We start from the raw sequence: 24,563 nt of genomic DNA on the forward strand, positions 1-24,563 counted from the left end.
GGGCGGCAGGCGGGTCAGGCCCGGTGGACCGTCGGCACCATCTCGACCGGCCGGGCCGGCTGGCCCGGCTCGGCGCAGAGCCGGGCCAGGTGCGCGATGATCTTTTCCGGGTCGTCGAACGGATCCAGCGCCGCGACCTCGGCGGGGCTCAGTGCCGGAACGGGTACGTGTGAGATCAGCGGATGCCGGGGCCGGACGTCGGCCTCGGCGGCGCCGAAGAGGTCCTCGTGCAGCTTCTCGCCGGGTCGCAGTCCGGTGTAGACGATGGCGGGCGGGTCGGGGACCTGCGCCGCGAGTCGCCGGGCGAGGTCGTCGATCCGGACCGGCTCGCCCATGTCGAGCACCAGCGCCTCGCCGTCGTTCCCGATCGCGGCGGCCTGGAGGACCAGCTGCACCGCCTCCTGCACGCTCATCAGATAGCGGGTGACGTCCGGATGGGTGACGGTGATCGGCAGTCCCGCCTCGATCTGCGCCCGGAAGGCGGTGACCACCGACCCCCGGCTGCTCAGCACGTTGCCGAACCGCACGCTGAGGAACGTACCGGGTGAGTTTGCCGCGGCGTGCGCGGTCAGGCGTTCGGTGATCCGTTTGGAGTACCCGAGCACGCTGACCGGGTCCGCCGCCTTGTCGGTGGAGATGTTCACGAACCGGCCCACGTCCCGGGCCGCGTTGAGGACGGCCAGGGTGCCCCAGACGTTGGTCTTGACCGCCTCGCCCGGGTGCCGCTGCAACAGGGTCAGGTGCTTGAGCGCGGCGCAGTGGAAGATGACGTCGGGGCGGCGGGCCCGGACGATCCGGTCGATCCCCTCGGCGTCGCGCAGGTCGGCGAGGATCAGTTCCGGCCCGTCCAGCATGGCCCGACCCGAGAGCGAGAGTTGCAGGCCGTGCAGGGCCGACTCGTCCCGGTCCAGCATCATCAGCTCGCCGGGGTCGGCCCGCAGGATCTGCCGGCACAGCTCGGAGCCGATCGAACCGCCGGCACCGGTCACCAGCACCCGCCGGCCGGTCAGCACGGCCTCCGGCCGGCCGAGTTCGGTGACCACCTGCCGGCGGCCCAACAGGTCGTCGATCCGCACGTCGCGGACGTCCGTCACGCTGATCCGGTGGTCGACCAGTTCCCGGATCGGCGGCATGATCTTGAATGCCGCCCCGGCGGCCAGGGTGCCGGCCCGGACCGTACGGACCAGCTCCGCGTCGGCGTTCGCGACGGAGAAGATCACCGTACCGGCGCCGGTCCGGGTCACCGCCGTCGCGATGTCGCCCCGGCCGCCGTGGGTCCGCACGCCGTCCACCCGCAGGTGGCGCTTGTCGGGATCGTCGTCGAGGAGCCCGACCGGCAGGTACCGGCCGTCCGGATCGGTGAGCATCGCCCGGAGCAGCCGCTGGCCGGCGAGCCCGGCTCCGAAGATCAGCACCCGGGTGGCGGAACCCGCGCCGGGGCGCAGCGAGCGGTCCAGCCGGTACCGGTGTCCGGCCCGGACGGCGAACATCAGCAGCAGGGCCAGCGCGCCACCCACCACGGGAGCGCTGGCCGGCAGTGGACGGTCGTCCATCGGCAGCAGCGCGCCGAGCAGCACCAGGGCGGTACCGGTCGCGACGGCGGTCAGGGTGCGGGCCTCCTGGAGGCTGCCGTCCGGATGCCGGGCCCAGTACCTGCCGCAGAGCCAGGCGAGTACGGCGTGGATGGTGGCCGCGAGCAGGGCGGCACCGAGTACGCTGCCCAGCCGGCCGGCGGTGAGGTCGAACTCGTACCTGGTCCAGGCGGCGCAGGTCATCCCCAGGATCCAGCCGGCGGCGTCCACCGCCGGCAGTGGTACGGCGTGCCGCCGGCGTACCGGTCGGGACCGGCCTACCGGTTCGGACCGGTACGGGTCCTCGGTGGGCTGCATCTGGGCTCCTCGCTGCGGGAAGGCGACCGACCCGCACCCGTCGGACGAAGGCCCCCGACCAGGCAGTAAGCGGGCAATCTGCTACAAATCTCTTATCCGATGCTCCGGAGGTCGCGGGTGGGGTTCGGAGCTTTCCATCCCAAAGGTCCGGTTCTTCGCCTCCGTGACGGGTTCATCCACCCTGAGCGAGGCCCAAAAGCGACAAACGCGGTAAAGTTGGCACTGGTCGGACCAGAGCCGGCACGGCTGGGCCGCGACAGCGAGGAATGCCAGTGAAGGTGATCGTCTCCACCGAATCCCGCTTCGTCCGCACCCCGGACGGGGCGGTCTGGACCAACGGCGGTCCGACCCGGCGATTCTTCGCCCGATACCTCTCCGGCTTCGACCAGGTCCGGGTGCTGGCCCGGGTCGCCGAGGTGACCGCGCCGCCGGACGACGCCCACCGGGTGGACGGCGACGGCGTCTCGATCTGCCCGGTGCCGTACTACGTCGGCCCCCGGCAGTACCTGCGTCGCCGGGCGGCGGTACTCCGCGCCGTCCGGCAGGCCGCCGCCAGCGCCGACGCGGTGATCGTCCGGGCCCCCTCGCCGATCGGCACCCTGCTGGTCTCGGCCCGCCGACGGATCGGCTCGCCGTACGCGATCGAGGTGGTGGGAGACCCCTTCGACGTCTTTGCTCCCGGGGTGGTCGAGCACCCGCTGCGCCCGCTGCTGCGCCGCCGGTACATGGCGGCGATGCGGCAGCACTGCGCCACCGCGACCGGGGTGGCGTACGTGACCGAGGCGTACCTCCAGGCCCGCTATCCGGCCGCCCCCGGCGCCGTCACCGCCAACTACTCCAGCGTCGACCTTCCGGCCGAGGCCTACGTGCCCGCGCCGCGCGGCGTCGAACGCTGCCGCGACGCCCACACGCTCATCTCGGTCGGCTCGCTGGAGCAGATGTACAAGGGGATCGACACCCTGATCGGGGCACTTCCCCGGCTCGCCGCGGCCGGCACGCCGGTCCGGCTGGTGCACCTCGGCGACGGCCGGTACCGGCCCCGGCTGGAACGGCTCGCCGCCGACCTCGGCGTACGCCGGCAGGTGCACTTCGCCGGCACGATCAGCGCCGCCGCCGAGGTACGCCGGCAACTCGACGCCGCCGACCTCTTCGTCATGCCGTCCCGCACGGAGGGGCTGCCGAAGGCCCTCATCGAGGCGATGGCCCGGGGACTGCCCGCCGTCGCCACCTCGGTCGGCGGCATCCCCGAGCTGCTGCCCCCGGAGGACATGGTGGCCGCGGACGACGTCGCCGGCCTCGCCCGGCTGATCGGCGCGCACCTGACCCAGCCCGACCGGATGTCGACCGCCTCGGCCCGCAACCTCGCCCGGTCCCGGGACTACCTGGACGAGGAACTCACCCGCCGCCGCAACGGGTTCTACCGCGAGGTCCGGGACGCCGTCGTCCTCGGCGCCTCGGCCGGTCGCTGAGCGGCGGCGCCCACCGGCCCGGCCTTCGCCCGCAGCACCGTGGTCGCGAAGAGCACCGCCAGGCCCACCGGCGCGAAGCGGGTGAGCAGGACGATGGTGATGTTGTCCAGGTCGCTGGTGAGCATGAGCACGGACGCCAGGCACAACGACGGCGCCAGGATCCTGGGTGCCAGCCGGTCACCGTCCCGGGCCCGCAGGTAGAGCGAGGTGACCCCGCGGATCAGCAGGCCCAGCACCAGGAACGAGGCGACGGCGCCGGCCGGACCGAAGTTCAGCATCGCCTCCCCGGCGATGCCGTAGACCCGGCTGACCCACCGTCCCGACTCGTAGTCGAACGCCCCCGGACCGGCGATCACCTCGGTACCGAAGTCGATTTTGCTCGGCACCCGTTCCGGCAGCACCGCCCGGGGAACCACCGTCGTCAGGTCGCCGAGATAGGACACGCCGTAGCCGAGCTCACCGACGCCGGAACGCTTGCGGTCCAGCAGTACCGCCTGGATGTCGGCCCGGGCCAGGTCGCCCAGGAGCAGCGTGGGCACGTCCCGGCCGGTCTCGGCGGAGAGCTGCGTGACGCTGCGCCCACTGCGCACGGCGTCGACCGCCTGGGTACCGCCGCTCTTGTAGATCCCGTACAGGTACATGAAGCAGACGAAGAAGAGCGCGACGATCGCCAGCGCCTTGCGGGAGACCTGGACGACCAGCAGGTGCACCAGGATCAGGCCGAGGAGCACCGGCCAGACCGTGTTGCTCCGGCTGCCGCGCAGGCCACCGACCAGGAACTGCACGACCGCCAGCCCGACCAGCAGCAGCGCCACCACGCCGGGACGGCCGACGAGGGTACGACGCCAGCGCAGCAGCACGAGCAGGAAGGTCAGCAGCGGGAACGACTCGGCCAGGATCAGCAGCCAGCCCGTCCCGGAGAGGACGCCCCGCTCACCGGTCATCGCGGTCAGATATCCGCTGAATCCGCCGAACATGGCGATCTCGACGCCGAACGCCAGCACCCCGAGCGCCACGGCGACGGCCACGACCCGCACGAGCCGCTTCTCGTCCACCCGGAACCGTCCGCCCCCGGCCCGGCGCCGGTACGCCGGCAGCACCAGGACGATCCGGTAGAGCAGCAACCCGATGCAGTTCAGTACGGCCATCGCGCCGAGCGCGTCCCGCCAGCTCGTCGGCGGCTGCACAGTCGCCGGCCAGTAGTCGAGCATGACGTGCAGCAGCGGGGCCAGGAAGAAGAAGTGGAAGCCCAGCAGACCGAGCATCGCCCGCGGGTCGAAGACGTCCAGTCGACGGCGCAGCCAGGCCGCCACGTCCACGCCGACCAGCACCCCGCAGGCGGCGACCGGGACGACGAACGGATGCCAGAGCAGCGGCTCGACGGCCAACAGTACGGCGGTGATCGTCCCCACCAGGGCAGCGGCGAGCAGCAGGTCGCCCTGGAGGTCGGCGGCGGCCCGCCGCACGCCGCCCGGCATCACCGGGACCACGACGTCCGGCACCGCCGGACCGCCGCCGGAGCGCCGGGACGACGGCCGGAGCCGGCCCGTCCCCGCGACCCGCGCCGGCTCACGACGGTCCACCGCTCGGTTCGGGTTCCGCCGCGCGACCGCGCGACGGCGGGACGAGCGCGGACGGCGCCGGCCGGGACGCGTAGACGTAGTACGGGATCCACGGCCGGGGGTCCCGGGGACGGGTCCGGATGGAGTACCCGGCCGCGTTCAACAGCGCGGTGACCTCGTCGAAGGTGCGCTGCCAGCCCCGCCCCGGCAGGTCCGCCAGGAAGTCGTGGCAGGAGACCACGAGGTGGCGTACCCGGTCCAGCGCCCCGGTCGAGCCGGCCAGCACGGCCGCCTCCGCCCCCTCGATGTTCATCTTGAGCAGGTCGACCCGCCGCACGTCGAGCGTCGTCAGGATCTCCTCCAGGGTCCGCCCGGGCACCAGCACCCCGGCGGCCGGGTCCGAGGTCAGCCCGTTGCGGATGTGCAGCTCCGGATCGTCCTCGATGAGCACCGGCCCCGGCCGGCCGACCACCGCGCACTGCAGCGTCGTCACGTTGGTCAGCCCGTTCTCCGCCACGGTGCGGGTCAGGCAGCGGAAGGTGCGGGGATGCGCCTCGATGCTGACCACCCGACCTTCCGGACCGACCAGCCGGGAGAAGAGCCGCACCTCGCCGCCGACCCCGGCACCGATGTCCAGCACGGTGTCGCCCGGCTGCGGCCGGTAGTCGTGCAGGAAGACGTCGGTGGTCATCCGGTCCTGCATCGCCGGTGTCGGGCCACCGACCCGGGTGTTCACCAGCACCCCGTCGCGGTACCGGTGGATCCAGTCGCCGTCGTCGTGGCGCAGCACGCAGCGGCCACGCGCGCGGACCGACAGGTAGCCGGAGCCGATCAGCGCGGTCAGCCGGGGGTCCAGCCCGGTCCGGACGATCCCGCCCAGCCGACTCCGCAGGCTCATCGCCGCGGCCCCGGCTCGGCCGGCCCGGCGGACGCCCCGACGTGGTCGCGGTACCACTCGAAGGTCCGGCGGACACCCTCCTCCAGCGGCACCTCCGGCTCGAAGCCGGTCAGCCGGCGCAGCAGGCCGAGGTCGGGGCAGCGCCGGGCGACCGAGTCGGCCGGGGCGGGCAGCGCGGCCAGCGCGGTGTCGACCCGGGCCACCCGCAGCACCAGCTTGGCCAGGTCCGCGATGTTGGTCTCCTCGGTGTCGTTGCCGATGTTGACCACGCCGGGTGCCTCCGGCAGCCGCATCAGCCGCAGCACCGCCTCGACCGCGTCGTCGACGTGGCAGAAGGCCCGCGACTGGTCGGCGCCCCAGACCCGGAACGGGTTCTCCGCACCGAGCGCCCGCAGCACCATCTCCGGGATGACGTGGTCGGCACCCATCCGGGGGCCGTAGACGTTGTGGAAGCGGCCGATCACCAGGTGGCAGCCCTTCGCGGCGGCGCCGTGCAGCAGGGCGGCCTCGCCGAGCAGCTTGCTGATCCCGTACGCGAACCGGGGCGCGGCCACGTTCGGCACGAGTACCGGCACCCGCTCGTCGGTCGGCACCGGCACCACGCCGGCGGTCACCCCGCCGGCGTAGACCTCGCTGGTGGAGCTGAAGAAGACCCGGTCACCGGGGGTCAGCCAGTCCAGCAGGTGCAGTGCGGTCAACGTGTTCACCCGGACCACCCGGCTCGGGTCGGCCGCCACGTTGCGTACCCCGACGACCGCCGCCAGCAGGTAGATCTGGTCGTACCCGTGCGGCAGGGCGGCCCAGGCCGAGGGGCGGGTCAGGTCGGCCGAGACGACCTCGACGCCGGCCGAGGAGACCACCTCGGCCAACTCGTCGTCCCAGCGGCCCCGGGAGAAGTCGTCCACGCAGGTCACCTGGTGGCCCTCGGCGACGAGCCGGCGGGTCAGGTGCAGTCCGATGAACCCGGCACCGCCGAGCACGAGAGCGCGGCTCATGCCGGCACCGTCGGCAGCGTCCGGGCGCCGGCCTGTCCGCGCGCCGGCCGGTAACCGATCCCCGCGTACCGGACACCGGCGGCGACGAGGGCCGCCTCGTCGAGGATCCGCCACGAGTCGTAGACCACCGCCGGACGGACCTCGCCGAGCAGCTTCTCGACCTGGATGGCGCAGTAGTCCGGGTGGTCGGTGAGCACCAGCACGGCGTCGGAGTTCCGGAACGCCTCGTCCAGGCTGACCGGCTCGCCGCCGTGCCGCCGGATGACCTCGGGCGGGACCAGCGCGTCGTGCCCGGAGACGGTCAGCCCGGCGGCCTGGAACATCGGCATCATGGTGTCGATCGGAGCGCCGCGCATGTCGTCGGTGGGCGGCCAGCCCTTGTACGCCCAGCCCAGCACGGCCAACCGGGCACCGGCGGTCTCTCCCCGCTCCTGGCGGAGCAGCTCCACCACCGTCTCGGCCACGTGTCCGGGCAGCCGTTCGTTGAGCCGGCGCGCGGCGGCGACCAGGAAGGGCGGCGCGTCCCCGGCGCTCTCCACCATCAGGTACGGGTCCTTGGAGAGGCAGCCGCCGCCGACGTACCCGGGCCGGGCGAGGTCGGGGCGCGGATAGTCGAGGTTGGCGGCCCGGATCACCTCCAGCGGGTCGAGCCCGTGCCGCTCGGCGACCAGGGCGACCTCGTTGCCGTAGGCGTAGATCAGGTCGGTGTGGCAGTTGTTCGAGAGCTTGACCAGTTCGGCCGCCTCCAGGCTGGAGACCGGCACGATCTGCCGGGCGATCCCGGCGAAGAGGTCCTGGCCGGCCCGCAGGCTCTGCTCGTCGAGCCCGCCGACCACCTGCGGCAGTTCGACGAGTTCGCGCAGCGCCTGCCCCTGGATGGTGCGTTCCGGCGCCATCACCAGGCGGGCGGTCCCCCAGCTCCGGGTCAGCGCCGGCAGCACCACCCGGCGGCAGGTCCCGACCGGCACGGTGCTGCGCACCACCACCAGCGTCTCCGGCGCGCAGGTGCGGGCGACGTCGGCGGCCGCCCGGGCCAGGTTCGTCAGGTCGGGTCGGTGGGTGTGCGGGTCGACCGGGGTGGAGACGCAGATGATGACGGCGTCGACCTCGGGATCCAGTTCGGTCCGCAGGCTGAGCGAGTCGCCCACCGCGGCACCGAGGATCCGTTCCAGGCCGGGCTCGAAGAGGTGCAGCCGGCCGCGCCGCAGCGACTCCAGCACCTCGGGGTTCGCGTCCACGCCGCAGACCCGGTAGCCCCGCTCGGCCAGGACCGCGCTGAGCGTCAGCCCGACGTAACCGAGTCCTACGACGCCGATTCTTGGATACACGCCGACTCCTTTGGCTGTGCTGGCGGGGTGACGGACGGGACCACGCCCCGGTCCGGGAGCTGGATGCCGGCGGTGGCGTACCACAGCGCCGAGACGGAGGCCGGCAGGTCGTAGCTGGGCCGCCAGCCGAGCAGGTCGGCGGCGGCGCGGATGTCGGCACACGCCCAGCCGACCCCGCCCGACCGGGAGGTGCCGGGCGGGCCCGCCTCCTCCTCGATCCGGCCGGTGAAACCGGCGGCCCGGGCCAGCAGCTGCACCGCGGTCCGGGTCGGCACGGCACGACCGCTGCCGATGTTGAAGATTCGTCTGGGCAGGGCCCGGATCCGTACCGCGGCCCGGACCGCGAGCGCCACGTCCCGGACGTCGACGAAGTCGCGGTGGGCGTCGAGGCTGCCCAGCACGATCCGGTCCTCGCCCCGGGCCAGCGCCTGGCGCAGCAGTAGAGCGGCGCGGCCGAGGACGTTGCCGGTGGGCAGGCCGGGGCCGACCGGGTTGAAGACCCGCAGCACCACCCCGTCGACCCGGCCGGCCCGGCAGGCCAGCTCGACGAGCCGGGTACCGGCCAGGTGGCTGACGCCGTACGCCCCGATCGGGCGGGTGGCGGCGGATTCGTCGGCCGCCTCACCCGGCGGGATCGGGCCGTACTCGCCGGCCGAGCCGATCCGGACGAGCCGGGCCCGTGGCGCGCCGGCGGCGACCGCCTCGACGAGTTTCGCCGTCACCAGCGTGTTGGCCAGGACGAGTTGGTCGTCGGTGCCGTCCAGCGCGCCCGTACAGTTGACGACCGCGTCCGGTGCGACCGCCCGGACCAGTCGGGTCAGCTCCCGGAGTTCGACGGTGCCGAGGTCGCAGTCGGCGCGTCCGGGGCAGCGCAGTTCGGCGTCGGGGGCGAGTACGGCCCGGACCTGCCGCCCGACGAACCCCGACGCCCCGAAGAGCAGTACGGTGCTCACACCGGCTCCGGCACGGTCGAGGGCAGCAGCAGCGGCCGGAGCATCTCGAACGACCGGTTGGCCTCGTCGTAGTCCTCGGGCCGGCCGATGTCCAGCCAGTAGCCGTCGAAGTCGTAGCTGGCCGGCAGCCGCTCCTGGGCGATCAGGTCGAGCATGAGCTGGTCGAACCCGAAGGCGAGTCCGGCCGGGTAGGACTCGATCGCGGCGGCGGAGAGGCCGTAGACGCCCATGCTGACCCGGTAGTCGAGGGTGGGCTTCTCCTCGAACCGCACCACCCGGCCGTGTTCGGTGGCGAGCACCCCGAAGTCGATTTTGACGGTACGCCGGAACGTGGCGACGGTGAGCGGGGCGCCGGAGTCGGCGTGCACCCGCAGCAGGTCGGCGTAGTCCAGGTCGGTGAGGATGTCGCCGTTCATCACGAGGAAGTGCTCCGGCAGCCGGTCGCGCATCATGAACAGCGGGCCGACCGTCGACAGCGGGACGTGTTCCTCCAGGTATTCCACCTCGATGCCGAACCGGGAGCCGTCTCCGACGAAGGCCCGGACCAGCGAACCCAGGTGGTTGATCGCCAGTGTCGCCCGGGTGAAGCCCCGCGCGGCGAGCTGCCGCAGCACGATCTCCAGTACGGCGTAGCTGTCCCCGATCGGCACCAGCGGCTTGGGCAGCGCGGTCGTGTACGGCCGCAGCCGGACACCCTTGCCGCCCGCCATGATCACTACATGCATGTCGCCCCCTGTCCACCCGTCGCGCCCTGAGCCGGCACCAGCACCGGTGCCGCCGGGGCGACACCCCGACCGCCGGCGAGTTCGATCTCGAACCAGGCCACCGTCGAACGGAGCCCGTCGGGCAGCGGTGCCGGCTCGACGCCGGGAAAGAGTTCGCGGAGCAGCGCGCCGTCCGCCTGGGAATGCCGCACGTCGCCCGGACGCGGCGCGGCGACCTGTCGGGGGATCGGCCGGCCGAGCACCGTCTCCAGGGCCGCGACCAGGTCACGCAGGCTGGTCCGGGTCTCGAAGGCGAGGTTGACCGGCTGGTCGTGCCGCACGCCGCGCCGGACGGCGTCGAGCAGGACGGCGGAGACGGTGTCCACGTGGGTGAAGTCGCGGGACTGGTTGCCGTCGCCGTAGAAGACCACGGGTTCGCCGGAGAGTGCCGCGTGGACGAACCGGGGGATCACCGCGGCGTACGGGTGGTCGTGCCGCTGCCGGGGTCCGTACACGTTGAAGAACCGGAAGGCGAGCGCGGCGATCCCGTACGACGCCTGGTAGGCCAGCGTGTACGCCTCGGTGGCGAGCTTGCTCGCCGCGTACGGGCTCAGCGGCCTGGTCCAGTCCAACTCGTTCTTGGGCAGTCCCGGGTTCGCCCCGTAGACCGATGAGGAGGAGGCGACGACGACGTGGCCGACCTCGTGCCGGCGGGCCGCCTCCAGCACCAGCACCGTTCCGGTGGCGTTGGCGGCGTGCGAGTCGAGCGGGTACCGCACCGAGCGCGGCACGCTGGGCAGGGCCGCCAGGTGCACGACGGCGTCCCGGCCGGCCATCGCCCGGTCCAGCGCCGTCTGGTCCAGGATGGACGCCTCGACGAGTTCGACGTCCCGGTCGCGCAGGTTGCCGGCCCGGCCGGTGGAGAGGTCGTCGATGACGCGCACGTCGGTGATCGCCGGATCGGCCAGCGCGGACTCGACCAGGTTGGACCCGATGAATCCGGCTCCGCCGGTCACGAGAAGTCGCATCGCACGGCCCCCTCCCTATCCACCGGCGCGGCACCGCTGGACGGGTGCGCTCGGTCTCCGGCTCCCGGACGGAGGGGTGAGGTACCGGGAGCGGCAGTGTTGACGACGTCAGGCTACCGTCGCTATTAACCCTTTACGGTGATTTTGAGCATGTTTATACTATTTTCTGGTTGCTCGGCTGCTCGTCGTACCAGCCGCCACCGCAACAGTGTCCAGGCTCCGACGGAGAGTGCCGCGTACAACACGCAGCAGGCCAGCGCCGCGCCGGCCAGCCCGAGCAGCGAAACCAGCGAGGTGTAGGCCAGCACCGCCAGCACGCAGCCCGCCGCACCCAGCAGCCCGGCCGTACCCATCCAGCCGCCACCGAGCAGTCCCCGGCTCGCCACCTCGAACGGCGCCAGGATCACCCCCGCGCCGAGCAGGGCGGGCAGCAGGAACCGCACCGGGGCGAACTCCGGACCGAAGACCGGGACGACCAGCACCCAGCCGGCCACCGCCACCGGCACGCTGAACGCGGCCGCCCAGCGGACCGCCCGCCAGGCGGCACGCCGGACGAAGTCCAGGCCACGGCCCGCCGCCACCTCCCGGAGCGCGAGCTGCCCCATCGCGGCCGGCACCAGGGCGGGCAGTCCACTGATCGTCACCGCCAGCGAGTAGACGGCGACGTCGGCCGGGCCGGCGACCGCACCGAGCACGTAGCGGTCCAGCCGCATCACCACCACCAGCCCCAGGGTCATGCCCAGGGCGCGCACCCCGGCGCCGGGCAGCTCGACGAGGCGGCGCCACGGCAGCGACGGGAGCGCGAAGAGCCCGGCAGCGCGCAGGCGTACGGCCTGCCAGCCGCCGGCCACCGCCATCAGCAGACCCTGACCGAGCAGCAGCGCCCACGCCGTACGGTCCAGGGCGGCCGCGCCGACGACGCCCAGCGCACCGGCCAACGCCACCAGCGCCGCCCAACCGCTGCCGGCGCGGAACCGGCCACCCGCGTACCAGGCGTCGGGCAGCTGGGTGAGCGCGACCTGACCGGCGGCGTTGACGAAGACGCCGACCAGCAGTGCCGGTCCGGCCAGTTCGGGACCGATCAGCGGGGCGGAGAGGGCGCAGAGCAGCACGGCGAGCACCCCGGCGGCGCCGGCCGACAGCACCGTCCACCAGGCGAACGAGGCGACCAGGAGCTGCCGCCCGACGGCGTCGGCGCCGGGGATCCGCGACCGCAGCGCCGACCCGGTGCCCATCCCGACCAGCAGCGCGGCGACGCTGCCGAAGGTCACCCCGAGCACCATCAGGCCCCGGTCGTGCGGGCCGAGCAGCCAGGTCGCCACCACGGCACCGCCGGCCACCAGCGCGGCGCGCAGCGCGCCGAAACCGGTCAGCCCGACCAGCGGCGAGGAGCGCAGCCGGTTCAGCGGGCCCACATCCGGGTCCACTCGGCCACCGCGCGCGGCAGCACGAAGGGTGAACCGAGCAGGCTGCGCCGGATCCGGTGCCGCTGCGTCGCGGAGGTCTCCGCGAGATCCAGCGCGACCCGGGCCCACCGCTCGGGCCCGGCGGCGAGCGGCAGCAGCGTGACACCCTCCACCTGGGCACCGACCTCGCGCAGGCACGCCAGGTCGCTGGCCAGCACCGGCAGGCCGAGGGCCAGCGCCTCGAGCACCACGCCGGGCAACCCCTCCCGGCGGGACGGCAGCACGAAGACGTCGGCCGCGGCCAGCACCTCGGTCACCTCGTCGACCTCGCCGGCCAGCACGATCCCGGGCTCTTCCGGGAACTCCGGGTAGACCGAGGTGAGATCGACGACCCCGCCCGGGCCGGCCAGCAGCAGCGTGCTGTCCGGACGGATCCGGCGGGCGGCGCGGAGGAGTTCGACCAGGTACGGCCGGTTCTTCGCCTCGGCCGCCCGACCGAGGTGCAGCAGTACCGGCGTCTCCGGCGCGATGCCCCAGCGGCGCCGGGCGGCGGCCCGGTCGGCGCCGGCCAGCCGGGCGACGTCCACACTGTTGTAGAGCACCCGGTAACGGCGGTCGCCGGGGCGGGGCCCGGCGAACGCGAGGGCCGCTTCGGTCACCCCGACCACGTCGGTGCTGACCTGGCGCAGCAGGAGCCGCAACCCGGCCCGGCGCAGCCGGCGGCCCGGCCGGTCGGCCCGGCCGTCGCCCTCGCTCCACATCCGGGCCACCCGGACCGGTACGCCGAGCACCCGGGCCACGCCGAGCACGACGGCGCTGCTGAGGCTGACGTGCGCGACGACGACGTCCGGGCGCAGGGTCCGCAGGCAGTGCCAGAGCCTGGGCAGGAAGAGCCGCGCGGGCCGGAGTGGACACTGCCTGACCTGTGCGCCGGCGACCCGGAACAGGTGGGCGAGGCTGCCCTCCGTGCCGCCCAGCGTGACGAAGGTCTGCGCGAACTCGTCGGCGGGCACCGCACGGCAGATGTCCAGGGAGACCGTCTCGGCGCCACCCCGGTCCAGGGAACCGACGACGTGCGCCACCCGCACTGTCACTGCGGCCCCTCCTGGTCCCGGCGAGCACACCGGCGTCGAACCGATCGGACGCGACGCGCCCCAGTTTTGTCCATCTTAGCATGGAAGACGCATATACGTCCGTTATGGTCCAACGGTAGCTTGAGGAGGCCGCCGGTGGACAGCATCTCCGTGACCAACGAACGTGCCGGGTCGGCGCGGCTGCGGATCGTCGTGGTGTTGAAGACCAACACCGGCGGTCTCTGGACCGTCCCGCAGGTCGAGGCGCTCCGGGCGCGCGGCCACGACGTGCGGATCGTCCTCCCGCCCGGCCAGGGCCGGCTGACGGCGGAACTCGCGGCCCGGGGCTTTGCGGTGGTTCCCTCCCCCTTCGACTTCCGGTTCCGGCCGGCGCCCGGCGTACTCCGGGCACTGTGGCGACTGCGCCGGCTGCTGCGCGACCTCCGGCCCGACGTCGTCCACTACCACCTGTACGCCTCGGCGATGGCCATCCGGCTCGCCGCCGCCGGACTGGGAGTCCGCAAGGTCCACATGGTCGCCGGGCCGCTCTTCCTCGAATCGCCGATCATCCGGCGGGTCGAACGACTCCTGTGGCGGATGGACGATCTCGTCGTCTGCGGCACCGAGTTCACCTCCCGGCTCTACGGGCGACTCGGCTGCCCCCCGGGCCGGCGACCGGTGGTGACCTACGGGGTGGACACCGAACGGTTCAGCGTCGACCACCTGCTGCGCGAGCGCGGCCAGCCCACGCACCGGCCGGCACACGCGGAGCTGCGCAGGAAGGTCCGCGCGGACCTCGGGGTGGCCGACGACGTGCTGCTGGTCGTCATGGTCGCCTTCGTCTACCCGCCGCGCCACCTGGTCCACCGGGGCCGAGGCATCAAGGGCCACGACGTCCTGCTGACGGCCTGGGACCGGTTCCACGCCCGCCACCCCCGCTCCCACCTGCTGCTGGTCGGCGGCGGATGGAACCAGGCCGGCCGGGCGCACCGGGCCGAGCTGATCCGGCGCTTCCGGGTGACCGAGCGCGCCGACGTCACCTGGACCGATTCGGTCACCGAGGTCCGCGAGGTGTACGCCGCCGCCGACCTGAGCGTCAGCCCGTCGCTCTCCGAGGGGCACGGCGCGGTCGTCGAGGCCAGCGCGATGGGGGTACCGAGCATCGTCAGCGACGCCGGAGGACTGCCCGAGACCGTCGACGAGTACGCCGGCTGGGTGGTACCGGCCGACGACGCCGCCGCGCTGGAGGCGGCACTCGACACCGCCGGGCAGGAGTTCCGGGCCGGACGCCTGCCGGCCCGGGGTACCAACGCCCGGCGCCGCGCCGTGGCACTCTTCGACAGCGCGGCCGCCGCCACCCGGCTCGCCGCGATCATCGAACAATCCGTCGCGGCCGGGTCGGCCCCGGAGGTCAGGTCAGCAGTTCCCCGTTGACCCGGCGCGGAATGCCCAGCGGGTTGGCCGCCCGCAACGCCGCCGGCAGCAGCTCGTCGGGCATCCCCTGGTAGGCGACGGGACGCAGGAAACGGCGCACCGCCGTCACCCCGACCGAGGTGTGCAGCGAGCCGGTGGTGGCCGGCCACGGCCCGCCGTGCTGCATCGCCCAGGTCACCGCGACCCCGGTCGGCCAGCCGTTCCAGATCACCCGGCCGGCCCGCCGGGCCGCGAGGTCGACCACCCGGGCCGCCACCGGGTCGTCGGCGCCCTCGCCGTGCACGGTGGCGGTCAGCGCGCCGGGTACGACGTTCAGCGCCGCCAGCAACTCCGCCTCGTCGGCGTACTCCACCAGCAGGGCGGCCGGGCCGAAGCACTCCTCCAGCAGCCGCTCGGCCTGCCGGACGAGGTCACCGGCCGAGACCGCCAGCAGTTGGGCACCGGCCCGGTATCCGGGCTCGTCGACCGGGGCGGGCGGGACGATCGTCCGTACCCCGGGCACCTCGGCCAGGGCGGCGGCCTCCTCCTGGTACGCGTCGCGGATCCGGGCGTTCAGCAGCGGGCCGAGCGACGCCGCGCCGACCGCCTTGCCGAGTACCCCCTCCAGCTGGTGGCCGACGGGCAGGAAGAGCAGCCCCGGCTTGGTGCAGAACTGCCCCGAACCGAGGGTGACCGAGCCGACGAACGCCTCGGCGATCGTGTTGCCCCGGGCGGCCAGCGCCGCCGGGGTGACCACGGTCGGGTTCAGCGAGCCGAGTTCGCCGTAGAACGGGATCGGGTCGGGGCGGCCGGCGGCGAGGTCGGCCAGCGCCCGGCCACCGGTGGCGGAGCCGGTGAAGGAGCCGGCCGCGATCGCCGGATGGGTGATCAGGGCCCGGCCGGCCTCCATCCCCCGGACCACCGCGAAGGTGCCGACCGGGGCACCCCCCTCGGCGAGCGCGTTGGCGACCAGCGCGCCGCAGAGGTCGGAGAGTCCGGGGTGGCCCGGATGCGCCTTCACCACGACCGGGCAGCCGGCGGCCAGCGCGCTGGCCGTGTCGCCGCCCGGCACCGAGAAGGCGAGCGGGAAGTTCGACGCCGCGTAGACCGCGACCGGGCCGACCGGGACCAGCATCCGGCGCAGGTCCGGTCGGGGCGCCGGCAGCGCGTCCGGATCGGGCAGGTCGATCACCGCCTCCAGGAACGACCCCTCGGCCACCGCGTCGGCGAACATCTCCAACTGCACCCGGGTCCGGGTCAGCTCGCTGTGCAGCCGGGCCGTGCCGAGACCGGTCTCGGCGTCGCCGAGCGCGACGATCTCGTCCCGGGAGCCCTCCAGCGCGGCGCCGATCCGGCGGAGCAGGTCCGCGCGGGTGGTCAGCGGCAGTGCCGCGTACGCGGGTGCGGCGGCGGCCGCCAGCCGGCAGACCGCGTCCAGTCCGTCGGTACCGGTGTGCGGCACCGGATGACCGGTCGGCGCGCCGGTGTAGGGGTTCATCGGCTGGTCGGTGTCCATGCCAGTCTCCGTCGGTCCAGTGTGGGTCACGGGGCGAGTACCAGTTTCCGCAGCGTGCTGTCGAGGGTGGCGGCGTCCACCCCGCCGGGCCAGCCCCGCAGCAGCGTGCCGCCCTTGGCGACGACGACCACCGCCGGGGGTTCCCGGACCGCGTACGCCCGCGCTATGCGCTGGTCACCGTCGACCAGTACCGGATATTCCACCCGGTGCCGGCGCAGGTACTCCTGGAGGGCGTCCGGGTCGTCCTCGCCGGCCACCCCGACGAAGACCACCCGGTCGCGGTGCTCGCGGGCCAGTTCGCCGAGGGCGTCCTGCCGTCCGGCGCAGGTGTTGCACCAGGAGCTGAAGAAGGTCAGCACCACCGGCCGGTCGGCCCACAGCTCCGCCACCGCCAGCGCGCTGCCGTCGGTCAGCGTACCCGTGACCTTCGGGGCGCCCGGCAGGTCGGTCGGCGCCGGTCGCAGCGCCAGGTCGCTCGGCACCGGGCCGGGCAGTCCGGCGGCACCGCCGGCCACCGGCGGGGTCGGCTCGGGGTCCGCGCCGTCACCGGTGCAGCCGGTGGCGAGCACCGCGACCGTCACGGCGACCCCGACCAGCGCGGCGAGCCGGCCCCGGCGCGGCCGACCGGCCCGGTGCGACGCGGCGACGGTGGGCTCGGCGGCTTTCCGGGCGGTCACGACGGCACCACCGCGACCAGCGCGGGCCCCTCGCTGTCGTCCCTGGTCAGCGGGATCGGCCGGCGGTCGTCGACGATCAGCCGGTACGCGTCCCGGTCGGCCACCGAGACCGGGACGGCGAACTCGCAGTACGTCGGGATGCGCGCCACCTCCAGGTCCTCGGCGAAGGTCCGGACCGACGTGCCGGGCGGCAGTTCGCCCTCGGCCAGGGTCTCGCCGTCGCCGTCCACCACCCGGTAGGCCGCCCTGTTGTGGAAGTGCGTGTACGGCCCGGTGCCGGCGCACTCGACGCCCTCGGGCCGGATGTTGATGTCCCGGACCAGCACCCGGACGGTCATCGCGGCCCGTGGCTCCTCGTCGTCGCCGCACCCGGTCAGCGGTGCGAGCAGCAGCAGCGGCAGTACCGCCAGCAGGTGGCGGTAGCGGACCCGCCGCATCTTTCCTCCGGGATGGTCGGAGCGAGGTGCCCGGGAGGCGGTGCGGGGTGCACCACCTCCCGGGCGTCCCGCCGGGCGCGTCAGGACTTCTGGACGCGGCACTGCTTGGTGACGGTCTTCGTCGGGTCGCTCTCCGAGGTGGCGGTGAGCTTGACGACGCCGGTCTGGGTGGCCGACGGGGTCGCCCCCACCGAGACCCGGACCGGGGTGGACTTGCCGAACCCGGCCGTGGCCAGCGCGTTCGGCACCTCGACCCGCCAGCCCTTGCCGTTCACCTCCGCGGTGAGCCGGTAGACGTCCGACTTGAGGTAGGCCGTCGCGTTCTCCGGGTGCGCCTGGCCGCCGGCCGCGTACGCCCCGGTGTTGGTCAGGGTGAACGAGCAGGTGACGCCCCGGTTGGTCGGCCGGGTCGCGGTGGTCACCTCGCCGGCCGAGAGCGCCACGCCGTGGCTGCTCGGTCCGGCGCCGTCGAGCGAGCGCACCGCCACCGTGTACGACAGCACGCCGTCGCCGTTGCGCTTCAGGTCGAGGACGTAGAAGTGCAGCCGGTTGGCCTCGTCCACGTACTCGTACTCGCTGCCCGACCGGGTGCCGGCGTGGAACAGCGCGTCGGAGAGCTGCCGGTAGTCCCCCATGGTGATCTTCTGCGGGGTGCCGTCCGGCTGGTAGAAGTCGATCATGTCGATGTCCTGCGGGTTGGCGTCGACCACCCAGACGAAGGGAGCGCTGTCGGCGTTCTTCGTCTTGGAGAGCAGCACGCCGCTGTCCGGGGTGAACGAGTCCGCACCCATCCGGTCCACGACCTCGACGGTGTAGTTGTTGAAGCTGCCGCCGTCGCAGAGCGGGTCGGTGCTGGTGTCGCAGGCCGGCGACCGGTCCCGGTTCATCGCGATGTTGATCCCGGTGAGCCCCTTCGGGCCGGCGTCCACCGCCCGGGCGGTCACCGTCGCCACCACCATGCCGGAGGTGGCCAGCGCCTCCCGGCTCAGCCGCAGCAGGTGCTCCTCACCGAGCAGGCCGATCTTCATCTTGTCCCGGACGGTGTGCAGCGAACCCATCGAACCGCCGTTCACCGGCGGGATCTGCCACCGGGTGTGCGGACCGCCGGGCCCGTTGAACGAGCCGCGCGACATCATGCTCCAGATGCCGGTGTACGCCCGCCGCAACGGTGTGCCGTACGGGTTGTTGTAGTTGTCGCCGATGCTGAGCAGGTGGCTCAGCTCGTGCGCGTACACGCCCATGCCGGAGCTCTCGGCCTGGGTCGAGGAGCCGCCACCGGCGTTCGGCCAGATGGTCGAGGCCGCCTTCCAGGAGGTCCACTCGACATACCGGGTACGCGCGTAGTTCGGCAGGTTCGGGTCCGGCGGACCCCAGGCGTCCGGCACGTCCTCCTTGGTCTGGAACATCATCTGGCCGAACTCCTGCCAGGTGGACGACTCGTCCTGCCCAGCGGAGAGGATGAAGACCAGCTCGAACGAGTCGGCCACCTCGTCGCCGACCGCCGCCCGCCAGGCGCCCAGCCCGTCGGTGCGGATGTTCTTGGCACACTGCTCGCCGCTCGGGCAGGCGCCCGGGTTGAAGCCGTTGTCGATGCCGTACTGGTAGGACTTCGCCGGCATCTCGTACGGGCCGAAGCCGGTCAGGTCCACCCCGTACCGGCCGTTGGAGTCCTGCATCCAGTACTCGTGCAGGGTGTGGCCCTTGTTCAGCTCGTTGGGCTTGTTCAGGAAGTCGGTGTAGAAGCCCGCGACCTGGTCGCGCGGGATGTTCGCCGCCGTCGACTGGGGGTTGCCGAAGACCGTCGACCGGGGCCGCTGGGTGACCACGAACGGCTGGTCCGGATAGTCGAGGGTGACCAGAGCGATCTTGAAGTTGCGGACCGAGCCGGCCACGGTCGGGTCGGCCCAGTTCGTGTTCGGCGGCGTGACGTAGTCGTCCCAGGTCATGCCGTCCGGGTTCTCCCAGGACTGCGGGTCGAGCACGTCGAACGGGCCGGTGCCGCCGGCCGGGTTGCCCGGTGCGGCCGAGGCCGGCGTCGTGGCGACACCGGCGACCAGTGCCGCCGCGAGCGTCGCCGCCAGCGCCGACCGCCACGCGGTGCGTCTGGTGGACAGTAGGTGCATCCAGTCACCTCTCGTTCTCCCTGGGTGCGCCGACGGCGCTCCACTGCGGTGCGCGGGACACCCTCCCCGTGCTGATGGCACCGGTTGGGCTCCTGTCCCGACACCTCCGGCCCGATCATCCATGATCACGCGACGCGAATCTATGCGGCCCGATCCGCGACGTCACCCTACAGATGTCGTCGGGTGCCCCGACCGGTTCCGACACCTGCCGAAGCCGTCCGCCCGGACCCGCCGAATCGGACGGTCCGGGACCGGCGGGTCAGATCCGGAAGCCCTCCGGGAACGGATCCTCCGGGTCGAGCAGGTACTGCGCGGTACCGGTGATCCAGGCCCGGCCGGTGACCGTCGGTACCACCGCCGGCAGCTCGCCGACCGTGGTGGTGCCGACCAGCCGGCCGGTGAAGCGGGTCCCGATCACCGACTCGTTGACGAACGGCGTCTCCAGCCCGAGCAGGCCACGCGCGTGCCGCTGGGCCATCCGGGCCGAGGTGCCGGTGCCGCACGGTGACCGGTCCACCCAGCCGGGGTGGATCACCACCGCGTTGCGGGCATCCGCACCGTCGGTGCCGTCCTGCACCACCTGGACGTGCCGGCAGTCGTCGATCGCCGGGATCGTGGGGTGCCGGGGCGGCGCCTGCTCGTTGATCGCGTCCATGATCCGCAGCCCGCGCGCGATCAGCTCCGGCACCGCCGCCGGCTCGACCGGCAGCCCCAGGTCGGCGGCGTCCACGATGGCGTAGAAGTTGCCACCGAAGGCCATGTCGTAGCGGATGGTGCCGATCTCCCCGCCCACCTCGACCTTCCGGTCGGCGGCGAGCAGGAACGACGGCACGTTCCGCAGCGTCACCCCGGTCGCCCGGCCGTCCCGGACCGCGACGTCCACGCTGACCAGCCCGGCCGGGGTGTCCAGCCGGATCGTGGTGACCGGCTCGACGACCGGCACCATCCCGGTCTCCACCAGCACGGTGGCCACCCCGATGGTGCCGTGCCCGCACATCGGCAGGCAGCCGGAGACCTCGATGAACAGCACCCCGACGTCGGCGTCCGGCCGGGTCGGCGGCTGGAGGATCGCCCCGGACATCGCCGAGTGGCCGCGCGGCTCGCACATCAGCAGCCGGCGCAGCCCGTCCCGGTCCCGCTCGAAGAGCCGCTTGCGCTCCAGCATGGTGTCGCCGGGCAGCACCCCGACACCACCGGTGATCACCCGGGTCGGCATCCCCTCGGTGTGCGAGTCGACGGCATGCAGGACCAGCCGGCTACGCATCGGCGTCGGCCTTCAACGCCCGCTCCATTTCCTTGGTCACCTGGATCCGGGCCGGCTCGGCGAGGGCGCCCCGGGGTGGCCGGCACGGGCCGCCGTACCGGCCGGCCAGCTCCATGCCGAGCTTGATGGCCTGGACGAACTCCGGCTTCGAGTCCCAGCCGAAGATCGGGTGCAGCTCGGTGTAGAGCGGCAGCGCCGCCGCCAGGTCGCCGGCCCGGCACAGCTCGTAGAGGCGTACGGAGAGCCGGGGCAGCGCGTTCGGGAAGCCGGCGATCCAGCCGGTGGCCCCACAGACCACCAGCTCCAGCAGTACGTCGTCGGCGCCGGCCAGTACGTCCAGGTGCGGGACGAGGTCGCGGATGCGGTGCAGCCGGCGTACGTCCCCGCTGAACTCCTTCACCGCCACCACTCCGTCGGTCTCGGCGACCGCCGCCAGCAGTTCCGGGGTGAGGTCCACCTTGGTGTCGAACGGGTTGTTGTACGCCACCACCGGCAGCCCGACCGCGGCCACCTCCCGGTAGTGCGCGAGCACGTCCACGTCCCGGGCCGCGTAGGTGTTCGGCGGCAGCGCCAGTACGGCGTGCGCGCCGGCCGCGAGCGCCTGCTCGGCCCAGTGCCGGGACTGCCGGCTGCCGTACCCGCCGACGCCGGGGACCACCGAGAAACCGGCCGGGGCCGCCTCGACGGTGGCGCGGACCACGTCGGCCCGTTCCGCGTCGGAGAGGTTCTGGTACTCCCCCAGCGAACCGCACGGGGTCACGCCGTGACAGCCCTCCTCGGCCAGCCACCGGACGTGCTCCTGCAACCGGTCGAAGTCGACGGAGAGGTCGTCGCGGAACGGGGTGGGGATGGCGACGACGACACCCTGCCATGGTTTGCGAGCTGTCACTGGGCTGGTCCTTCCTCGGCGACGGCACCCAGGGGTACCGGCATGACGATCTGACGCTTGGCGAAGTCTTCGAGCGGCTGGTCCCGGCCGGAGGCGGCGGCGAGCAGGCAGGCGGCGGCCCGGCCGCAGACCCGGCCCTGGCACAGCCCCATCCCGACCCGGGTGACGAGCTTCAGCGCGCGGACGTCGTCCAGGCCGTACCGGGCCACGTCGGCGCGGAGCCGGCCGGCGGTGACCTCCTCGCAGCGGCAGATCACGGTCTCGTCGCGCAGCCAGCCGGTCCAGCCGTCCGGCACCCGGTGCACCCGGTGCATGGCGGCGGCGAAGCGGCGCTGCCGGGCGGTGCGGCGTACGACCGGCGCGGCGGCCCGGGCCAGCCCGGCGTCGTCGAGCAGCCCCAGCCGGTGCGCGGCGGCGAGTCCGGCCAGCCGCCCCTCGTCGACGGCGAGGTCGGCACCGCCGATCCCGGTCGCCTCGCCGGCCACCAGCACCCCCGGTACCCCGCTGCGGCCGAACTCGTCCACGACGACTACCAGGCTGCCGTCGGCCGGGTCGGTCCGGGTGGCACAGCCGAGCGCGACGGCGAGGTCGACCGACGGGGTGAAGCCGTGTCCGACGCAGACCGCGTCGACCGGCACGCTCCGGGTCACCTCGCCGGCCCGCCAGTCGGCGTCCACCCGGCGCACCGTGGCGCGCAGCCCGGTGCCCTCCTCCACCACCTCGGTGACCGCCTGGCCGCGCCAGAGCGGTATCCGGTGCCGGCGCAGCGCGCCGAGGTACCGGGCCGCCTCGGCGAGCTTGCCCGGCGCCCCGGCGACCGCCAACGGGTGCCGGTACCAGCGGCGCAGCGGAGCCGCCTCGACCACCCCGGCGACCTCGGCACCGGCCGCGGCCAGCCCGGCGGCGACGACGAGCAGGAACGGGCCGGTACCGGCGATGAGTACCCGCCGGCCGACCAGTACGCCCTGCCCCTTGGCGAGCGCCTGGGCGGCCCCGGCGGTGACCACGCCGGGCAGGTCCCAGCCGGGGAAGGGCAGCACCCGGTCGTACCCGCCGGGGGCCAGCACCACGACGGGCGCCGCCAGGGTGGTCGGCCCGGCCGGGCCGGAGAGCCGCAGCGTCGCCCCACCGTCGGCACCGCCCGGTTCGGCGGACCAGACCTGGTCTCCGGAGCGGACGGTGATCCGAGGATGGGTGCCGGCCCGGCGCAGCAGGTCGGCGAAGCGGGCCGGATGCCGGGCCGGCCGGACGCCTCGCACGGTCGGCTGGCGCAGGTACTGCCCGCCGGGCCGCTGGCCCAGGTCGACCACGGTGACCTCGGCACCGGCCTCCGCCGCCGCGAACGCGGCGGCGAGTCCGGCCGGACCGGCGCCGACCACGGCCAGCCGGCCGGTTCCGCCGCCGCTCATCGGACTCCCTCTCCGGCACGCAACCCGGACGGGTCCCCCGGCTCCGCGCCGGTTTCCACCACGTCGCCGGGCTCGGCCGGGCGCAGGCAGGCCCGCACACCCGGCTCGCCGTTGCAGACGACCAGGCAGTCGAAGCAGATCCCGATGCCGCAGAAGACGCCGCGCGGCCGGCCGGCGAACCGGGTCCGCCGGGTGCTCCGGCGACCGGCGGCCAGCAGCGCCGCCGCCAGCGTCTGGCCGGCGCGCACCGGTACCTCCCCGCCGTCGACGGTGATCGTGAAGCCGTCCGGACCGCCGGCCCGGCCGTCGGCGGGCTCAGGCGGCGGCACCGGCGGTCTCCACATCGGACGAGAAGCGGGCCGGGGCGAACGGGTGCAGCGGCAGGTCGGTCGGCTCACCGGTCACCACCTGGGCGACCAGGTGCCCGGTGGCCGGCGCCAGCCCGATCCCGGCGCCCTCGTGCCCGTGCGCGTGCACCAGCCCGGGGACGCGCGGGTCGGCGCCGATCACCGGCAGGTGGTCCGGGGAGAACGGCCGGAAACCGTGGTAGACCCGCATCGCCCGGACCGCCGCCAGCGGTGGGAAGAGCCGTACCGCGCCCTGGGCCAGCCGGCGGACCGCCTCGGCGTTGTGGCGCCGGTCGAAGTCGACGAGTTCCCGGCTGGCGCCGATCAGGATGGTGCCGGCCGGGGTGCCCTCGACGACCGTCGAGGTCTGCAACCCGGCGTCGCCGCTGGCCACGTTGTCGAGATAGTCGGCCGAGTAGACCTTGTGCCGGACCAGCGGCGGCACCGGCTCGGTGACCAGGATGAAGCCCCGGCGCGGCGCGACCGGGGTGTCGGCGCCGGCCAGCCCGGCGAGCCGGCCGGCCCAGGCTCCGGCCGCGTTCACCACCTGCCCGGCGGCCACCGGACCGGCACCGGTCCGCACCCCGACCACCCGGCCGACGTCGTCCCGGAGCATCGCGGTGACCTCGGTGCGCAGCCGCACCTCGGCGCCGTGCTGCCGGGCGGCGGCCAGCAGCGCGACCGTCGCCTTCGCCGGCATGAGCTGCATGTCCTGCGGATAGAAGAGGCCGCCGGCCAGCTCCGGGGTGATCGCGGGCTCGCGCTCGCGCACCCCGGCCGGATCGAGCGGCTCGACGAGTACGCCCGCCGCCGCCTGTGCCCGGGCGGTCGCCCGCAGGCCGGCCAGCCCGGCCGCGCCGTCGGCGCCCGGACCCACCCCGGTGACCACCAGGCCGCCCTTGGGCTCCAGCTCGATGTCGCCGTACCGGTCGCCGAGGTCGGCCGCCCAGCGCCGCCAGAGACCGTTGCTGAGCAGCGCCAACTCCAGTTCCGGGCCGGGCAGCTTGTCCGAGACCAGCAGGTTGCCCTCGCCGGAACCGGTGGCACCGGCGACCAGACCGGCCCGCTCCAGTACGACGACGGTCAGCCCCCGCCGGGCGCAGGCGTACGCGCAGGCCGCGCCGACGATACCGGCGCCGACCACCACCACGTCGAAGCTGCCCGCCATGCCCTTCCCTCCGTC

21 protein-coding genes are annotated in these 24,563 nt (G+C 73.9%); 2 read left to right on the forward strand and 19 right to left on the reverse strand.

All coding sequences use genetic code 11. The annotated features are described in order from the left end of the window. Positions 1-14: 14 nt before the first annotated feature. Positions 15-1,889 (reverse strand): nucleoside-diphosphate sugar epimerase/dehydratase, encoded by a 1,875-nt coding sequence (locus C6361_RS08550; protein WP_199853297.1) that lies wholly within the window; start codon positions 1,887-1,889, stop codon positions 15-17. Positions 1,890-2,161: 272 nt separating this feature from the next. On the opposite strand from C6361_RS08550, the gene C6361_RS08555 reads away from it, so the two are divergent. Then, the gene (locus C6361_RS08555; protein WP_107267395.1) at positions 2,162-3,358 is read left to right on the forward strand and encodes a glycosyltransferase family 4 protein; all 1,197 of its coding nucleotides are present in this window, start codon (positions 2,162-2,164) and stop codon (positions 3,356-3,358) included. Here the strand turns inward: C6361_RS08555 and C6361_RS08560 are convergent. The 9 genes from C6361_RS08560 to C6361_RS08600 form a co-directional block, all read right to left on the reverse strand. Next, the gene (locus tag C6361_RS08560; protein ID WP_159079247.1) at positions 3,307-4,860 is read right to left on the reverse strand and encodes a hypothetical protein; all 1,554 of its coding nucleotides are present in this window, start codon (positions 4,858-4,860) and stop codon (positions 3,307-3,309) included. The genes C6361_RS08555 and C6361_RS08560 overlap by 52 nt on opposite strands. Positions 4,861-4,927: 67 nt before the next feature. Continuing rightward, positions 4,928-5,818, reverse strand: coding sequence for an FkbM family methyltransferase (locus C6361_RS08565; RefSeq protein ID WP_159079248.1), 891 nt, complete (start codon positions 5,816-5,818; stop codon positions 4,928-4,930). Beyond that, on the reverse strand, positions 5,815-6,813 hold the full coding sequence (locus tag C6361_RS08570; protein WP_107267396.1) for an NAD(P)-dependent oxidoreductase: 999 nt from the start codon (positions 6,811-6,813) through the stop codon (positions 5,815-5,817). The genes C6361_RS08565 and C6361_RS08570 overlap by 4 nt, the downstream gene beginning before the upstream one ends. Beyond that, entirely contained in the window at positions 6,810-8,141 is a 1,332-nt protein-coding gene (locus C6361_RS08575; RefSeq protein WP_107267397.1) for a nucleotide sugar dehydrogenase, read from the reverse strand. Before C6361_RS08575 ends, C6361_RS08570 begins: the two co-directional genes overlap by 4 nt. Further along, positions 8,117-9,094 carry an NAD(P)-dependent oxidoreductase gene (locus C6361_RS08580; RefSeq protein WP_234359410.1) on the reverse strand — a complete coding sequence of 326 codons (978 nt, stop codon included), beginning with the start codon at positions 9,092-9,094 and terminating at the stop codon, positions 8,117-8,119. The genes C6361_RS08575 and C6361_RS08580 overlap by 25 nt, the downstream gene beginning before the upstream one ends. Further along, positions 9,091-9,819, reverse strand: coding sequence for a sugar phosphate nucleotidyltransferase (locus C6361_RS08585; protein ID WP_107256988.1), 729 nt, complete (start codon positions 9,817-9,819; stop codon positions 9,091-9,093). The genes C6361_RS08580 and C6361_RS08585 overlap by 4 nt, the downstream gene beginning before the upstream one ends. Continuing rightward, on the reverse strand, positions 9,810-10,826 hold the full coding sequence (locus tag C6361_RS08590) for an NAD-dependent epimerase/dehydratase family protein (protein ID WP_107267398.1): 1,017 nt from the start codon (positions 10,824-10,826) through the stop codon (positions 9,810-9,812). Before C6361_RS08590 ends, C6361_RS08585 begins: the two co-directional genes overlap by 10 nt. A gap of 125 nt (positions 10,827-10,951) precedes the next feature. Further along, positions 10,952-12,253, reverse strand: coding sequence for a lipopolysaccharide biosynthesis protein (locus C6361_RS08595; RefSeq protein ID WP_159079249.1), 1,302 nt, complete (start codon positions 12,251-12,253; stop codon positions 10,952-10,954). Beyond that, positions 12,229-13,326 (reverse strand): glycosyltransferase, encoded by a 1,098-nt coding sequence (locus tag C6361_RS08600; protein ID WP_159079250.1) that lies wholly within the window; start codon positions 13,324-13,326, stop codon positions 12,229-12,231. Before C6361_RS08600 ends, C6361_RS08595 begins: the two co-directional genes overlap by 25 nt. Positions 13,327-13,461: 135 nt before the next feature. Between C6361_RS08600 and C6361_RS08605 the strand changes: the two genes are divergently transcribed. Then, the gene (locus C6361_RS08605) at positions 13,462-14,739 is read left to right on the forward strand and encodes a glycosyltransferase (protein WP_234359411.1); all 1,278 of its coding nucleotides are present in this window, start codon (positions 13,462-13,464) and stop codon (positions 14,737-14,739) included. Here the strand turns inward: C6361_RS08605 and C6361_RS08610 are convergent. The 9 genes from C6361_RS08610 to C6361_RS08645 all read right to left on the reverse strand — a co-directional run bounded on the left by C6361_RS08610 (position 14,717) and on the right by C6361_RS08645 (position 24,548). Continuing rightward, complete coding sequence (locus C6361_RS08610) at positions 14,717-16,234, reverse strand: aldehyde dehydrogenase (NADP(+)) (RefSeq protein ID WP_234359412.1); 1,518 nt, start codon at positions 16,232-16,234, stop codon at positions 14,717-14,719. The two genes, C6361_RS08605 and C6361_RS08610, sit on opposite strands and share 23 nt — an antisense overlap. A gap of 26 nt (positions 16,235-16,260) precedes the next feature. Next, on the reverse strand, positions 16,261-16,911 hold the full coding sequence (locus C6361_RS36910; RefSeq protein WP_159079251.1) for a TlpA disulfide reductase family protein: 651 nt from the start codon (positions 16,909-16,911) through the stop codon (positions 16,261-16,263). Beyond that, entirely contained in the window at positions 16,908-17,348 is a 441-nt protein-coding gene (locus tag C6361_RS36915; protein WP_159079252.1) for a hypothetical protein, read from the reverse strand. Before C6361_RS36915 ends, C6361_RS36910 begins: the two co-directional genes overlap by 4 nt. An 80-nt stretch (positions 17,349-17,428) precedes the next feature. Next, positions 17,429-19,471, reverse strand: coding sequence for a M6 family metalloprotease domain-containing protein (locus tag C6361_RS08620; protein WP_107256997.1), 2,043 nt, complete (start codon positions 19,469-19,471; stop codon positions 17,429-17,431). A gap of 259 nt (positions 19,472-19,730) precedes the next feature. Continuing rightward, on the reverse strand, positions 19,731-20,735 hold the full coding sequence (locus tag C6361_RS08625; RefSeq protein WP_107267400.1) for a proline racemase family protein: 1,005 nt from the start codon (positions 20,733-20,735) through the stop codon (positions 19,731-19,733). After that, positions 20,728-21,624 carry a dihydrodipicolinate synthase family protein gene (locus C6361_RS08630; protein ID WP_107267401.1) on the reverse strand — a complete coding sequence of 299 codons (897 nt, stop codon included), beginning with the start codon at positions 21,622-21,624 and terminating at the stop codon, positions 20,728-20,730. Before C6361_RS08630 ends, C6361_RS08625 begins: the two co-directional genes overlap by 8 nt. Further along, a complete protein-coding gene (locus tag C6361_RS08635; protein WP_107267402.1) occupies positions 21,621-23,033 on the reverse strand; it encodes an NAD(P)/FAD-dependent oxidoreductase in 1,413 nt (470 codons plus the stop codon). The genes C6361_RS08630 and C6361_RS08635 overlap by 4 nt, the downstream gene beginning before the upstream one ends. Continuing rightward, positions 23,030-23,362, reverse strand: coding sequence for a (2Fe-2S)-binding protein (locus C6361_RS08640; RefSeq protein ID WP_234359413.1), 333 nt, complete (start codon positions 23,360-23,362; stop codon positions 23,030-23,032). Before C6361_RS08640 ends, C6361_RS08635 begins: the two co-directional genes overlap by 4 nt. Beyond that, a complete protein-coding gene (locus tag C6361_RS08645; RefSeq protein WP_107267403.1) occupies positions 23,349-24,548 on the reverse strand; it encodes an FAD-binding oxidoreductase in 1,200 nt (399 codons plus the stop codon). The genes C6361_RS08640 and C6361_RS08645 overlap by 14 nt, the downstream gene beginning before the upstream one ends. Positions 24,549-24,563 lie beyond the last annotated feature (15 nt).

It is taken from the genome of Plantactinospora sp. BC1, from assembly GCF_003030345.1.
In the GTDB taxonomy this organism is placed as follows: domain Bacteria; phylum Actinomycetota; class Actinomycetes; order Mycobacteriales; family Micromonosporaceae; genus Plantactinospora.

Excerpts from the sequence above, each read along its gene's own strand:
- C6361_RS08550 (WP_199853297.1), bottom strand. The coding sequence starts at position 1,889 with ATGCAGCCCACCGAGGACCCGTACCGGTCCGAACCGGTAGGCCGGTCC.
- C6361_RS08565 (WP_159079248.1), bottom strand. The coding sequence starts at position 5,818 with ATGAGCCTGCGGAGTCGGCTGGGCGGGATCGTCCGGACCGGGCTGGAC.
- C6361_RS08570 (WP_107267396.1), bottom strand. The coding sequence starts at position 6,813 with ATGAGCCGCGCTCTCGTGCTCGGCGGTGCCGGGTTCATCGGACTGCAC.
- C6361_RS08585 (WP_107256988.1), bottom strand. The coding sequence starts at position 9,819 with ATGCATGTAGTGATCATGGCGGGCGGCAAGGGTGTCCGGCTGCGGCCG.
- C6361_RS08590 (WP_107267398.1), bottom strand. The coding sequence starts at position 10,826 with ATGCGACTTCTCGTGACCGGCGGAGCCGGATTCATCGGGTCCAACCTG.
- C6361_RS08610 (WP_234359412.1), bottom strand. The coding sequence starts at position 16,234 with ATGGACACCGACCAGCCGATGAACCCCTACACCGGCGCGCCGACCGGT.
- C6361_RS36915 (WP_159079252.1), bottom strand. The coding sequence starts at position 17,348 with ATGCGGCGGGTCCGCTACCGCCACCTGCTGGCGGTACTGCCGCTGCTG.
- C6361_RS08620 (WP_107256997.1), bottom strand. The coding sequence starts at position 19,471 with ATGCACCTACTGTCCACCAGACGCACCGCGTGGCGGTCGGCGCTGGCG.
- C6361_RS08625 (WP_107267400.1), bottom strand. The coding sequence starts at position 20,735 with ATGCGTAGCCGGCTGGTCCTGCATGCCGTCGACTCGCACACCGAGGGG.
- C6361_RS08635 (WP_107267402.1), bottom strand. The coding sequence starts at position 23,033 with ATGAGCGGCGGCGGAACCGGCCGGCTGGCCGTGGTCGGCGCCGGTCCG.
- C6361_RS08645 (WP_107267403.1), bottom strand. The coding sequence starts at position 24,548 with ATGGCGGGCAGCTTCGACGTGGTGGTGGTCGGCGCCGGTATCGTCGGC.